General features: G+C 47.2%; 15 protein-coding genes. 7 read left to right on the forward strand and 8 right to left on the reverse strand.

Translation table 11 applies throughout. From position 1 onward, the window contains the following. Positions 1 to 137: 137 nt before the first annotated feature. On the forward strand, positions 138 to 1,142 hold the full coding sequence (locus tag GCU48_RS05465) for an NAD(P)/FAD-dependent oxidoreductase (protein ID WP_152379342.1): 1,005 nt from the start codon (positions 138 to 140) through the stop codon (positions 1,140 to 1,142). 160 nt (positions 1,143 to 1,302) lie between these two features. On the opposite strand, the gene sda is transcribed toward GCU48_RS05465, so the two are convergent. Next, the gene (sda, locus tag GCU48_RS05470; RefSeq protein WP_007431918.1) at positions 1,303 to 1,446 is read right to left on the reverse strand and encodes a sporulation histidine kinase inhibitor Sda; all 144 of its coding nucleotides are present in this window, start codon (positions 1,444 to 1,446) and stop codon (positions 1,303 to 1,305) included. Positions 1,447 to 1,697: 251 nt separating this feature from the next. Further along, entirely contained in the window at positions 1,698 to 2,354 is a 657-nt protein-coding gene (locus GCU48_RS05475; RefSeq protein ID WP_152379343.1) for a YheC/YheD family protein, read from the reverse strand. A 218-nt stretch (positions 2,355 to 2,572) separates the two neighbouring features. On the opposite strand from GCU48_RS05475, the gene GCU48_RS05480 reads away from it, so the two are divergent. After that, positions 2,573 to 4,108 carry a Ppx/GppA phosphatase family protein gene (locus GCU48_RS05480; protein WP_025717435.1) on the forward strand — a complete coding sequence of 512 codons (1,536 nt, stop codon included), beginning with the start codon at positions 2,573 to 2,575 and terminating at the stop codon, positions 4,106 to 4,108. Here GCU48_RS05480 and ppk1 read toward each other — a convergent pair. Then, the gene (ppk1, locus tag GCU48_RS05485) at positions 4,068 to 6,176 is read right to left on the reverse strand and encodes a polyphosphate kinase 1 (RefSeq protein WP_152379344.1); all 2,109 of its coding nucleotides are present in this window, start codon (positions 6,174 to 6,176) and stop codon (positions 4,068 to 4,070) included. The two genes, GCU48_RS05480 and ppk1, sit on opposite strands and share 41 nt — an antisense overlap. A gap of 264 nt (positions 6,177 to 6,440) precedes the next feature. Between ppk1 and GCU48_RS05490 the strand changes: the two genes are divergently transcribed. The 3 genes from GCU48_RS05490 (at position 6,441) to GCU48_RS05500 (ending at position 8,407) form a co-directional block, all read left to right on the forward strand. Beyond that, the gene (locus GCU48_RS05490; protein WP_007431922.1) at positions 6,441 to 6,686 is read left to right on the forward strand and encodes a hypothetical protein; all 246 of its coding nucleotides are present in this window, start codon (positions 6,441 to 6,443) and stop codon (positions 6,684 to 6,686) included. A 206-nt stretch (positions 6,687 to 6,892) separates the two neighbouring features. Further along, complete coding sequence (locus GCU48_RS05495) at positions 6,893 to 7,552, forward strand: futalosine hydrolase (RefSeq protein WP_152379345.1); 660 nt, start codon at positions 6,893 to 6,895, stop codon at positions 7,550 to 7,552. Beyond that, a complete protein-coding gene (locus GCU48_RS05500; RefSeq protein WP_152379346.1) occupies positions 7,553 to 8,407 on the forward strand; it encodes a 1,4-dihydroxy-6-naphtoate synthase in 855 nt (284 codons plus the stop codon). A gap of 112 nt (positions 8,408 to 8,519) precedes the next feature. Here GCU48_RS05500 and GCU48_RS05505 read toward each other — a convergent pair whose 3' ends face one another. The 5 genes from GCU48_RS05505 to GCU48_RS05525 all read right to left on the reverse strand — a co-directional run bounded on the left by GCU48_RS05505 (position 8,520) and on the right by GCU48_RS05525 (position 11,487). After that, positions 8,520 to 8,840, reverse strand: coding sequence for a hypothetical protein (locus tag GCU48_RS05505; RefSeq protein ID WP_152379347.1), 321 nt, complete (start codon positions 8,838 to 8,840; stop codon positions 8,520 to 8,522). A 311-nt stretch (positions 8,841 to 9,151) separates the two neighbouring features. After that, positions 9,152 to 9,442 (reverse strand): hypothetical protein, encoded by a 291-nt coding sequence (locus GCU48_RS05510; protein WP_025720067.1) that lies wholly within the window; start codon positions 9,440 to 9,442, stop codon positions 9,152 to 9,154. 62 nt (positions 9,443 to 9,504) lie between these two features. Further along, entirely contained in the window at positions 9,505 to 9,849 is a 345-nt protein-coding gene (locus GCU48_RS05515) for a YkvA family protein (RefSeq protein ID WP_025720065.1), read from the reverse strand. A gap of 9 nt (positions 9,850 to 9,858) precedes the next feature. Beyond that, positions 9,859 to 10,473, reverse strand: a complete 615-nt coding sequence (locus tag GCU48_RS05520) for a hypothetical protein (protein ID WP_152379348.1) — start codon at positions 10,471 to 10,473, stop codon at positions 9,859 to 9,861. Between the two features lie 84 nt (positions 10,474 to 10,557). Continuing rightward, positions 10,558 to 11,487 (reverse strand): DMT family transporter, encoded by a 930-nt coding sequence (locus GCU48_RS05525; protein ID WP_152379349.1) that lies wholly within the window; start codon positions 11,485 to 11,487, stop codon positions 10,558 to 10,560. Between the two features lie 148 nt (positions 11,488 to 11,635). Between GCU48_RS05525 and GCU48_RS05530 the strand changes: the two genes are divergently transcribed. After that, positions 11,636 to 12,505, forward strand: coding sequence for a LysR family transcriptional regulator (locus GCU48_RS05530; protein ID WP_152379350.1), 870 nt, complete (start codon positions 11,636 to 11,638; stop codon positions 12,503 to 12,505). Positions 12,506 to 12,552: 47 nt separating this feature from the next. After that, positions 12,553 to 12,681, forward strand: a complete 129-nt coding sequence (locus GCU48_RS28610; RefSeq protein ID WP_280116425.1) for a hypothetical protein — start codon at positions 12,553 to 12,555, stop codon at positions 12,679 to 12,681. Positions 12,682 to 12,978: the final 297 nt, after the last annotated feature.

The raw sequence follows: 12,978 nt of genomic DNA on the forward strand, positions 1-12,978 counted from the left end.
CTTTAGCCTTGCAAGTAGAACCCGGCAGTTTATAATAAGAAGCAGTGAATCAAGCATCTAATGGCTAATTAAACCTCTATGCGGCTGATTCAATATCCACAATTCATACTATAATCCCTTTTGGAGGTGTTTTTAGAGTGACAGCTCAATCCACAGGTGCGGAACTACGCGACCTGATCATTATTGGGGGCGGTCCAGCCGGTATTTTCGCCGCTTTCTACGGAGGAATGCGCCAGGCATCCGTCACCTTAATTGAAAGTATGCCCCAACTGGGCGGCCAGCTTGCAGCCCTTTATCCTGAAAAATATATTTACGACGTCGCTGGCTTTCCTAAAGTGACCGCACAGGAGCTGGTCAACAATCTGGTTCAGCAGATGAACCATTTCAATCCAGAGGTACAATTGGAAGAAAAAGTTGTTTCGTTGGAGAAAAAGGAAGAACGCCACTTTATCATAAAAACGGACAAGGGCGGCGAGTATCATGGTAAAGCGGTTATCATTACCGCTGGTGTAGGTGCTTTTGAACCACGCAGATTGGAACTGCCGGGTGCAGAGCATTTTGAAAAAACGAACTTGCATTACTTTGTCAGCGACCTGAGCAAATTTGCAGGCCGAAAAGTGCTGATCAGCGGTGGCGGCGATTCTGCTGTCGACTGGGCGCTTATGCTGGAATCGATTGCAGAACAGGTTACATTGATTCACCGCCGCGACAAATTCCGTGCACATGAACACAGTGTGGAAAACCTCCTCGCTTCCAAGGTAAATGTCATTACACCAACAGAAATTACAGAACTGCATGGGGAAGATACCATTACAAAGGTTACTCTCGCACATGTAAAAACCAAAGAGACTCAAGAAATTGAAGTAGACGATGTCATCGTTAACTTTGGATTTGTGTCTACCCTTGGCCCGATTGCTGAGTGGGGAATTGAAATCGAAAGTAACTCCATTGTGGTCGATTCTCGTCAGGAAACAAACATTCCCGGCATCTTCGCCGCAGGGGATATTACAACCTATCCAGGCAAGCTCAAGCTGATTGCTGTCGGCTTTGGTGAAGCACCTACGGCAGTCAACAACGCCAAGGTCTATGTAGATCCGGACGCCAAGCTTTCACCAGGTCACAGCAGTAACATGAAATTGTAGTTTATTTTAGACTATGACAAAAAAGGGTATTTTACTCCAAATTTGAATCGTTGGAGTGAAATACCCTTTTTCACGGTGTGCCTATTCGTTGCAGTGATTGTCTGTAAAGTCATCCGAACCCTGAATGGCTTTACAGTCGCAGTACGAGAGCTTGTCCGGTCTAATGAAGGACTACGGCTGTATTCATCTCTAAATTTCTTTTGTGAATCTCAGCCAGCAACAGTGCAATGAAGTCACATTCAAGTTTAAGCTCGATTGCCATCTGATAGGAATCCAAAAGCATTTCATCCGTCAGCATAGCCATCCTCGACACAACCTTTCCTTTTATTTCAAAATCTATTCTATCAAAATACTAAAAACGGAACAAGCGTTCTGTTATCCACAGACAATTGTGGAAATCCTGTGTATAAATTGTTGGTAAGTGTCGTAAACCCTTGTATGTGACAGGGGATAATGTGGACAATATTTATACACAGAATTTTGACGCCTTAACACAAAAAAAATATTTTCATAGTTTATACAAATATATTATATTTAGCGCCTTGTTAAGACGTTTTACTGGGGCCTTGTGTTTACCTCCAAAATCCATACCCGTCCATTTGGGTCAAGTCCATAATCAAACCCCAGCTGCCCGATTCCTGGAAACCTTCTCTCCAGTACCGGAATGCAGCGCAGGGTGAGATCCGCAATTTCCCGCTGCTTCCGGATAGCTAACCGTCGGGGATATATCATCCGAAGCGCCTTTGTTCCCTTCATTAGAGTCCCACCTTTGCACATATTCGTAATGACCAATCCAGGGCGGGCCTGACGTGCGACCACTGCACGAAAAACCCAATTTTGTCCTTCCCTCACCACCTTGACCCGATAGTCGACAGGTCTACCTTGAATGCGTGCCAATTGGATGCCTTGCTGAATAAGATATGGACGCTGGATTCGAAGTGCGTTGATTCCGGCCACAAGTGCTTTAAAATGATTGAAACGATATGTGTTCTCCATACGCGTACAGGTATATTCCCTACGCTCCCTTGCAACCCGCATAACCCCGTTTCCTCCGCCTCCCTTCACGGGCTTTATGAATACAAAAGCATGCCGCCGCAGCATCATGCGCAGCTGTTCTTCACTGTATAGACACGTGTCAGGTATATAAACGGCGGTATGTGGATGGTGGAGCAGCGCCTTCGTCTTTAACCACTTGCTTGCCAGTTGTCTCATCAACCCTCTCTCCTTTCGCCGCCAGCATACTTATACATACTCAACAGGGATGCGCTATTCTTGGATGATTGCCTGAGCACATAGGATTTCGACAAGATCACTGCAAACGGTAGCATGGACCGGACATGACTGGTACAATGACAATAATCTGATTTTTATTTGCCCGGAGCAGCGGATTTTACCCTGCAAATGTTTTTTTTCGACAAGGAGGTCAACTCATGAACAGCAAAATTGGCATTATGGACATTGGTTCCAACTCCATCCGTCTGGTGATCTATGAAATAACAGAGACAGGAGCTTATCGGATTGTCCAGGAATGCAAAGAGGCTGCCCGACTAAGTGAAAAGGTTGGGGCAGGCGGTCGTATGGAACGGGAAGCGATTCGAAGCATCGCTCCATTACTGCGCCAATTTATGACCGTATGCCGTATGCATAAGGTTGATCGTATGCGTGCAGCAGCGACTGCTGCTATCCGCAATGCGGTCAATTCGGACGAAATTGTTCAATGGATTGCGGAGGAAACAGGCTTAACGCTGGAAATATTGAGCGGGGAGCAGGAGGGCTATGCCGGTTTTCTGGGTGTCGTCAATACAATGATTGTAAACGACGGTATTATTATTGACATCGGAGGCGGCAGTACCGAAATTACACTGTTCCGCGAGCGGAAGCGGCTGCATACCGTTTCTTTTCCCTTTGGTGCGGTCAATATGAATTGGCGCTTTGGACGGGAGGTCAGGAATGGCGAATGGTCTCCTCAGCAGATCGAGGAAATGGAGAGCTTTGTCCGTTCTTCACTGCAAAGCCATGACTGGATATTTTCCAATCCGGGCCTGCCATTCATCGGTTTGGGCGGCACTCTGCGCACCTTGGCGAAAATCAATCAAAAGCGGCAGGATTACTCGTTGCCTGTTACGCACCATTACGAAATGACGGCTGAAGATGTCAATTATTTTTACGATACTCTGCCACATCTTCCCTATGAAAAACGAAAAAAAACAGCCGGCCTGTCCAAAGACAGAGCCGACATCATTGTACCTGGACTCATTATATTAAAAACGATATTCGAGGCTGCTCAAGGCAGCGCATATTTGATCAGTGGAGCGGGCCTGCGGGACGGGCTGTTTCACGAGCTAGTCAATACCGAGCAGCCCGTGGTGGCTAATCCGCTCATCGCCTCCATACGCAATATACTGTCGTTCGCAGTTCCGGTTAGCGAAGCACATGTCCGGCGCGTTAATGAATATGCGGTGCTGCTTTATGACGTTTTGACTGACACACCATCCGCAGCCATGGACAAGCGCTTGCTGCTGACCGCAGCTACTCTTTACAAGACGGGAGCTGCCTTGAATTATTATCATTTCCGCCAGCATTCCGTGTTCTGGATCCTGCACGCTGGCATAGGTGGTTTATCCCACCGGGAAACGGTACTAGCCGCGCTGATCGCTGATTACCATCCCAAAAATCGGACGCCTCGTCTGTTACGTACACATGCAGACATCTTGGAGCCTTCGGACGAAGAACGCGTGCATCGGCTCGGTTCCCTGCTTCAGCTCGCAATCGGCATGGATCGAAGTGAGTCCGGCATCATTACCAGCATCCATCCCACTATAGGAGACGATGCACTGCATATTCGTCTGGAAAGTAAGAGTGAACCGATTCTGGAACAACGGGAACTGGTAGCTGTCGCTAAAGATTTTCAAAAGGCTTGGAATCTTACATTGTCGTGGTCCATTCTTCCTTCTTCCAGTTTTTAACCTTCATCGCTTCGAACTGGCTCCTGATGGGAGCCTCTTCGTCGTTTCTTGCTACAAACTGATAGCTGCCGTTAGACAAAAGCTGCCGTGCTTTCACATTATCGGTCAAGGATAAATGTAAAATTTCCGCCAGCATTTCTTTGATTCGGTCATCATAAATCGGGCACATCAGCTCAATTCGGCGAGTCAGATTGCGAGTCATCCAATCCGCGCTGGACAGAAATAGCTCCGAATTTCCTGCATTTTCAAAGTAGAACAGCCTGGAATGCTCCAGGAAACGGTCGACAATACTGATAACCCGAATATTCTCGCTAAAGCCCTCCACCCCGGGACGCAAGCAGCAGACCCCTCGAATGATTAAATCAATCTTCACACCTGCTTGAGAAGCCGCATATAGCTCATCAATCATTTCCTGATTGGATAAAGAATTAATTTTGGCAATGATACGGGCTGGCTTGCCTGCAAGTGCTTGCTCCGCTTCCCTGCGGATCAGCTCGAACAGCTTATTTTTCATTCCCGTCGGGGCTACCGTGAAGGCTTGCAGGGTCTTGAGTGCGGAGAAGCCCGTAATTTCATTAAACATCTCAGAGGCATCCTCGCCCAGCACCGGGTCTGACGTGAACAGCCCGATATCCGTATATACGCGTGCCGTGCTTTCATTGTAGTTGCCAGTTCCCACATGCACGTATCGTTTGAGCACGTTACGCTCATGGCGCACAACAAGAATGATTTTGGCATGCGTCTTCAAACCAACCAGTCCGTACACCACATGACAGCCTGCTTTCTCAAGCGTACGCGCCCAGGCAATATTACGCTCCTCGTCAAAACGGGCCTTCAGTTCCACCACCACCGTGACCTGCTTGCCGGATTCGGCCGCACGTGCCAGTGCCGGAATCAGCTTGGATTCCCCGTTGACCCGGTACAGGGTCATTTTGATGGCCATCACATCGGGGTCCTCTGACGCTTCTATAATAAAGTCCGTCACCGCATCGAACGATTCATACGGATGATATACCAGCACGTCCCGTTTGCGAAGTACGTTGAAAATATCCTCTTGCGGGGGCAACTCTTCGGGATACAGCGGTTTGATTACCGGAAATTTCAGATGCGAATACCCCTCCAAATGATCGGCAAAAGACGATAAAAACGTCAAATCGAGCGGCCCGTCTATCTCAAACACATGATCGAACAACTTAAATTCACGTTGAAGCTCCGCCAGAGCAAAGGGATGAATCCCTTTTTCCACTTCCAGTCTTACTGGTGCACCGCGTCTTCTTCGACGCAGCTCTTTTTCAATCTCTTCGAGCAAATCTTCAATCTCTTCTTCATTAATGGACAAATCGGAATTACGCGTAACCCGAAAGGCCTGAACCGCCTCCGGAACATAGCCCGTGAAAAGCGTTTGGATATGATGCTTAATAAGTTCTTCAATTAAAATAAATGATTTCTTCTTACTGTTGGAACGCAGCGGTACTGTAACAACACGTGGAATATTGGAAGGCACCTGCACTATGGCAAAAAGCGGTTTATCCTCCTCGGTATCCCCCGGACGTTTCAAGACGACTGCTAAATATACGTATTTATTATGAACCAATGGAAAAGGACGACTTTGATCGACCGCCATCGGCGTTAGCACCGGAAATATAATTTCATGAAAATACGCATCCAGCGACTTGCGCTGTGTCGTATTCAAGTCTTCATATTCAAGTAATAAAAGCCCTTTTTTCGTCAAGAGGCGAGAAATATCACGATAGGTCCGATATTGCTCGGATACCATCGAGACGGTGCGCTTGATCAGGCGTTTGTACAAACCGGAGGGGGTATATCCGGTAAAATCCTTTTGCATAAAACCAGCCTTGATCTTCTCTCTCGTCTCTGCCACGCGAACGGCCATAAACTCATCTAAATTGCTAGACACAATTGCCAAAAATTTGGCTCTCTCCAGCAACGGTGTATCTGCATCCTGAGCTTCCTGAAGCACACGACGGTTAAATTCAATCCAGCTTAAATCCCGATTAAAATAACGTTCTGACCCGGCTTTATCCTTTTTCTGACTCTCTATCAACATATGGCCTCCATCAATTCATGCAGTATTGTTAACCTTTATTGTACTATTAGATGAAACGCACTAGCATCACAGCTGTGTAAACACAATGTAAAATCTATGTAAACGCAACTGGATGTTGAAAAGGTCAATCGGATGCTTTACAAAAATAGCATTAAGGGGTACAGTGTTTACGTCTGTTTCATAGAGTAGAATGACAAAGCATATCTTTTTCAACCACACTCAATTGCTGATTTTTAATGGCATCATATAGGGAGGATTTTCGTTATGGAACCCAAGAAAACGCCACGCGTACTGCAAAAAAACATCGAATTTTTCACCGCAGCGCTGTCTCAACACCTCGTTTCGGTCTGGCAAGAGGACCCTACGGGCGTATATTGCGAGATCGGCTGTGGATATATCGAGTTGTTCAGCAGCGAGATGATTCGAGTGCGCAATCAGGATGGGACCCCAAGCCATTATGACCGCAACATTACCATGTTTCAGTTGATCACGAAAGATCAACCGATATAATTATTATAAGCTTGCCTGCGCGGTTCTTCCAGATTAGAATTATTTTTATCTTATAGATAATGCTTGGCTTGTATATCAGCTAAAGCTCGAAATTTCACTCAAAAAGCGCCATAGAGCGCTTTTTTTGTCGACTTTTTTTTGAACATCGTTGCAAAAAGCAGTATGATAAGGGGGCATATTACCTGAATTTAAAGGGGAATCAACCGATGGAGCATACAACATCAGATGGACGCATCCTGGTCATGACCGCGGTTGAAGGCGAACGGGAGGCCGTGCTGCGCGGCTTGAAAGGCGATACTCGCTTTGCGGTCGAGCTGGCAGGTGTGGGCGCTCCGTCCGCAGCGGCTTCAACCGCGCTGGCGCTGGCTGCTGGTGACTTTCGCCTGGTCATCAGCGCCGGGATTGGTGGCGGCTTCGCCCATGCCGCTGCGCTGGAGAGCGTCGTCGTCGCTGACGCGATCATCGCTGCCGACCTCGGGGCCGAGACGGCAGAAGGCTTCAGCAGTGTGGACGAGCTAGGCTTTGGCTCCAGCCGAATCGCCGTGAACACCGCCGCCAGCCAGCGGATCGTGCAGGCACTGCGCGCCGCCGGACAGACAGCTGTCGCTGGGCCGATCCTGACCGTCACGACGGCCACAGGCACGTCGGCAACCGCGGAACAGCTGGCTAAGCGTGTTCCCGGAGCCGCTGCCGAAGCGATGGAGGGCTACGGGGTAGCTGTGGCAGCGAACAAGCTGGGGCTGCCTGTGATGGAAATCCGCACGATTTCCAATGCCGTCGGTCCACGTGACCGGGCAGCCTGGCGAATCAAAGAGGCTTTGCAAGCGTTGGAAGCCGCATTTTCTACATTAACGGAGGTTATATAGATGCAAATTGCTTTTTCACCTTGTCCCAATGACACCTTTGTCTTTCATGCTCTGGCCCACGGATTGATTCCGGGCGCACCCGCGCTGGACATTACCTTTGCCGATATCGACATCACCAACAATCTGGCGATCACGCCAGATGGACTGGATATTATGAAAATCTCGTATGCCGCACTCCCTTGGGTACTGGATGAATATGCTCTGCTGCCATGTGGTGGCGCACTGGGCCGGGGGTGTGGGCCGCTCGTACTGACCAAAGAAGGCTCCACGGTGGAAGGCCCGGAAGCCTTGTCTGGCAAGCGTGTAGCTGTGCCAAGTGAGCGTTCCACCGCCTACCTCCTGTTTCGCCTGTGGGCAGCCAAGCATGTACCAGGGGGTGTAGGCGAGATCGTCGTAATGCCGTTTGACCAAATCATGCCTGCTGTCCGTGACGGACATATGGATGCCGGACTGGTTATTCACGAAGCACGCTTTACCTATCCGTCCTACGGACTCAGCAAGCAAGTTGATCTGGGCAACTGGTGGGAAGAAGATACAGGACTCCCGATCCCCCTCGGAGCGATTATTGCCCGTCGTCATCTGAATTTGGATGCTATTACAGACTGGATACGCGCCTCTGTCGAGTACGCATGGAAGCATCCTGAAGCTTCCCGCGAATATGTATTGTCCCATGCACAGGAGCTTTCACCGGATGTCGCCCAGTCGCATATCGACCTGTATGTGAACGATTTTACCGCCAATCTGGGTGACAGCGGGTATGCCGCCATCGAAGCCTTGCTCGGACGTGCCGCACAGGAAGGGCTGGTGCCTTCGTTTGATTTGGCCAAGCTGCGCCCTGCCTCCACAATCCGCTAAAACCTATAAAACCTCCCGAACGAGCACATGCCTATTCATGCGCCCAGTTCGGGAGGTTTTATCATTTCTTCGTATGGCGAATTCTCATTCTAGACTCGCATGAGTCCTGTCTTTAGTTCTGTTCTTGCTCCACGACCTCGGTCTTAAACACATTATCCAGCTTGGTACCCAGTCTTTTTACCAGCGGCACCTTGATATCCCGGCTCAGTTCCTTGAAAAAAGCGTCCATATCACAATTAATCTTATCCAACACAACCTTCACGGTGCCCTCTGCCAAGATCTGCGCATTCAGTTCTTCCGGTACCGTAACCGAGATATCATACTTCTTGCTTAGCGTTTTAATGTAGCGGGTAAAGATTTCAATAAGCTCCTCATTGTTGAAGTTCTCAACAGCAACTTGCCCTTTGTTCGTAAATTTCAAATTCACTCTCACGTTAGCATTTCCCCTTTTCCTTTTGACCATTTATTTTGGATAAACGTTGAACCGTACAGCGGCTCTTCAAAGAAAGGGCCTTACCGATCGTTTTAGACTCTTGTCCTTTGATATACTAAGTATAACACATTAAGTCTGTTTTCATTTCTCAACTTGTCGTTTTATGATAAAAAATGATACATTTTGCGCATTTTCAACATAAATTATTTCTTTTCATTCCAATTACTAGTAGGGAATCATGCAAAAATATACAAGAAACGCCTATCTCACAATAAAAAACGTTTCCATATAGTAGCTTATATAACATGAATTCACAGCGGTTTTGTACATTCCCAACCGTGTGAACGGTACTCACGCACAGCATCCCGTATATCCTCAATATCATCCGTATGCAGTAAAACAGAAGGTAAAATGACCCAATATTCATTTTCTGCCAGATCAATAAATACGTCCTCGACGTCATAATACTGCATGTCTCCAAAAGCCGTATCTCTGATTTTCTGTCCAACCAAAGGCATAAACTTGGAATCAAAGGTCTTCATCACCTTCGTGTATTCCTGTACGCCCGTTGCTGCGATCTGTTGTGAAATAATGACGCTCAATGCTGCTACCTCCCTGACCTAATAATGCTTATTATAACCTGCCCTCAGACCATCTACAAAACCTATGAAAAAAATTCGCTCGCCTTCTCCCGATGGGCTGGCTTAATATGCATGTCCAGCACCTTTAAGGCTGTCAACACAACACCCGCGTCATCCGTGAATCCCAGTATTGGAATCACATCCGATATCGCATCCAATGGTGAAATAAAATATGCCAAGGCTCCGAAAGCTACTCCTTTGGCATAAAGAGGCGTTTCAGGATCTATCGCACAATAGTACATAGCCACTGCATCCTTCACAAAAGGAACCTTTCCGGCCGTGGACTTCACCTTTTTGAGAAATCCCTTTTTCACCTGTTCTTCCTGTTTCGGGTCATACTTGGCTTTCGTTACGTCAAAATCCTTCATAGGCTCCTCCTATTGCTGGCTGGTAAGCTTGAAAATGCCGCCTTCCCGCTTCCCAAGCGGATAATTTTGGACCGTCATTTCCACCTTCGTATTCTTATCCCATACAGGGAGCTTATCCGATTTACCGTACTCTTTCATAGCTATGTTTATGACTTCTTCTGCCTTCTTCGTCAAAGTAGCAGAAGCCATATTATATTTACCATAACCTTGATAAGCACCGCCAAAACCAAGATTGGGTTGATTATTCACATTTAAAAGCACACCCTGCAACGTACCATTCTCTGCTACATCAAAGGTCACTTTTTCCAATACAAAATCATCAGTAACGATAGATGTCTGCTCCATTGCATGCGAGATGGATGACAGGTTGGCTGCTAATTTAACCCGTTGCAGCAGTGCCTCTGTATCGTTCTGTTGCTTCGTCAATGCTTGTGTTGTCCTGTGCAGTGAAGCATTCGCTGTAATCAAAGTATTTACCTTTGTGTTCAAATTATAATTCCATACTGTCAAAGCAATACATCCGAGTACAGCTATTCCTGAAATGACCGTGGCTACAATGCCAAGCTTACGAGCAGCCTGTGATTGCGGCTCCACAGACTGAGTGTGGCTGCTTAATTCCCCCATACCAAACTTCCTCTCTGTTTATATAGTCATATTTTACTATGACCTCCTTTGATATTCTAGTATATTTTTCCTGATTCTGTACTTCTATGCATTTGGACAGGATTTCGCTTCATCAGTCTTTAAGCTTCGGTTCCCCCGTTTTCCGGGTGAAGCTGTATTTACCAGGTACACACTGCCTGCAATCAGCACCAGCCCCGCAACAAACGTCAAAGTAAGTGATTCCTTGAGTATCACCATACTAAAGATCGTGGACAGCACCGGGATCAAAAACGTATATGAGCCGACGGTTCCCGCATCTCCATTGTCGATCAGTTTAAAATAAATCATCCAGCCCATCGCAATCACGAACATCGAAATAAACAATAAAATCGCGATAAAGGAGTTTGTCCAGTGGATATCACTCCATTTTTCTGTCGCAAATCCAACCCCATTAAGCATGATGCCCCCCAGAATGAGCTGCATCGTCACCGCCCAAATGGAGTCCAGCTGCTTGCTTTTTTTCTTCATATAAATCGTTCCCAGCGCCCAGCACAATCCTGAGGCCAGACCCAACACAATGCCCAATACAGACAAATGACCTGCCATCCCGCCAGAGCTAATCACGATCACCCCGCCAAATCCAAGAACCAGCCCGATCACCTTCATAGGAAACATACGCTCACCCAACCATAGCCAGGAGAATAACCCCAACAAGATCGGCTGGAGGAATACTAAAGTGGAAAATAGCCCGGCAGGCAAATAACGCAGTCCCACCGTCTGCAAACCGTAGTATCCTGCAATATTAAATATGGCCAGCACAAGATAAGTCCACCCATTCTGTCTAAGGCGCAAGGTTTCCCGGTGACGCAAAGCGAATAACAGCAAAATCAAGCCGCCCAGCAAGGTGCGAATTCCCGAAAAGAATAGCGGCGGTGTATCTGGCAAAGCCAGCTTGGTCAACGGCCAGTTGATCCCCCATACCATCACTAATATCAATACAAGCCACAGTGTAGCTTTGGGTGTTAACTTTTTCATAGATGTCTTCTCTCCTCTGGCATTTTCATCATTCTTTGCAAACACTATAAGCATCAGGCCTGTTTGCAAAGCTTTACTTTACTAGCGTATACTGTGAGCACCAATAAATAAAATGAATGTTTCCGATAAGGGAGATAACTTTTCGCTTATGACCATTACCCAAATCATGATCTTTGTCCGCGTAGCTGAAACACTAAATTTCACCCAAACTGCTCACGAGCTGCATATGACGCAGCCCGCAGTTAGCCATGCTATCGCCAGTATCGAAAATGAGCTGGATGTTCAGCTATTGCTGCGTGATCGCAAAAAAGGCGTACTCCTAACCAATGTCGGGCACAAGGTACTGCTGCAATTCCGCATGATGCTGCAAAACATGGAAAAGGTACAGCAGCAGGTGGCTGCTGAAAAAGGGCTGGACGTTGGCACGATCACCATCGGCGCCTTTCCCTCGGCCTCAGCCTATTTTCTGCCTCCCATTATCCAGCATATTCGCCAGCACTATCCCAACCTTGTTTTTGATCTGCACGAAGGCTCCACGAATGAGGTCAAAGAATGGGTGCATACCCGAGAAATCGAAGCCGGGATCATCCTGCTGCCAGATCCACAAGTAGATATAATCCCTTTATGCCAGGATAATATGGTCATCCTCCTGCCGGACGGTCACCCCTTGCAAGCACATGACAAAATAGCTATTCGAGACTTGAATCAGCAGGATATGATCTTTTGCAAGGGCGGACATGAGGTTGCCATTATGGAGGGGTTTGAACGTGAACAAATCCAGTTACAGGCACAATTCATTACTCACAATGTCAGCACCTTGGTCAGCATGGTCCGACAAGGACTAGGTATGGGTATTGTCTCTTCACTCGCCTTGTCCACGTTCCCTCATGATCTGACCGTCAAGGAAACCACGCCATTGATTACACGCGAGATTGGTATCGCTGTGCCATCTCTGTCTAATGCTTCTTTGGCCGTACAGTTATTTGTGCGCACTGCGCAGGAGCTATTTACGGATTGATACTTAAAACCTTACGAAAAAAATAATTTTAGGAGGTCACTTTTTATGTGCAGAACAATCAAATCATTGAATACGAGGAAAAACTGCGTAAGGCCATGTTGGCTAGTGATGTGAAGATGCTGGATGGAACCGCCGTAACTATAATGGCGTGTTTCTCTACAAGGAACGGTGGGTAACGAACCATTGAAGATGAAATGTGTTATACCCGTGTTTGGCACGAATTTGATGGAGCGGGCTTTCCATTTGTAGAAATAGGAATAGCGCTATGCTATACTATAAACAGAAGTTGTACCACGTATCACGTGTCATATAACATATGATACGTGGGTAAAATGAGAATAGCCGCGATGGTTGCACATCGCGACTTTCTGACAAAGGCCGGTGGGCGACCACGGCGAGAATTTCATACTAGGTACGAAAAACCACCGGATAGCTAGGCGCCTAACCTATTCCCGGTGGTTTTCGTATTATTA

It is taken from the genome of Paenibacillus brasilensis (assembly GCF_009363115.1).
Classification (GTDB): domain Bacteria; phylum Bacillota; class Bacilli; order Paenibacillales; family Paenibacillaceae; genus Paenibacillus; species Paenibacillus brasilensis.

Excerpts from the sequence above, each read along its gene's own strand:
- sda (WP_007431918.1), bottom strand. The coding sequence starts at position 1,446 with ATGGCTATGCTGACGGATGAAATGCTTTTGGATTCCTATCAGATGGCA.
- GCU48_RS05475 (WP_152379343.1), bottom strand. The coding sequence starts at position 2,354 with ATGAGACAACTGGCAAGCAAGTGGTTAAAGACGAAGGCGCTGCTCCAC.
- GCU48_RS05480 (WP_025717435.1), top strand. The coding sequence starts at position 2,573 with ATGAACAGCAAAATTGGCATTATGGACATTGGTTCCAACTCCATCCGT.
- ppk1 (WP_152379344.1), bottom strand. The coding sequence starts at position 6,176 with ATGTTGATAGAGAGTCAGAAAAAGGATAAAGCCGGGTCAGAACGTTAT.
- GCU48_RS05490 (WP_007431922.1), top strand. The coding sequence starts at position 6,441 with ATGGAACCCAAGAAAACGCCACGCGTACTGCAAAAAAACATCGAATTT.
- GCU48_RS05495 (WP_152379345.1), top strand. The coding sequence starts at position 6,893 with ATGGAGCATACAACATCAGATGGACGCATCCTGGTCATGACCGCGGTT.
- GCU48_RS05500 (WP_152379346.1), top strand. The coding sequence starts at position 7,553 with ATGCAAATTGCTTTTTCACCTTGTCCCAATGACACCTTTGTCTTTCAT.
- GCU48_RS05515 (WP_025720065.1), bottom strand. The coding sequence starts at position 9,849 with ATGAAGGATTTTGACGTAACGAAAGCCAAGTATGACCCGAAACAGGAA.
- GCU48_RS05520 (WP_152379348.1), bottom strand. The coding sequence starts at position 10,473 with ATGGGGGAATTAAGCAGCCACACTCAGTCTGTGGAGCCGCAATCACAG.
- GCU48_RS05525 (WP_152379349.1), bottom strand. The coding sequence starts at position 11,487 with ATGAAAAAGTTAACACCCAAAGCTACACTGTGGCTTGTATTGATATTA.
- GCU48_RS05530 (WP_152379350.1), top strand. The coding sequence starts at position 11,636 with ATGACCATTACCCAAATCATGATCTTTGTCCGCGTAGCTGAAACACTA.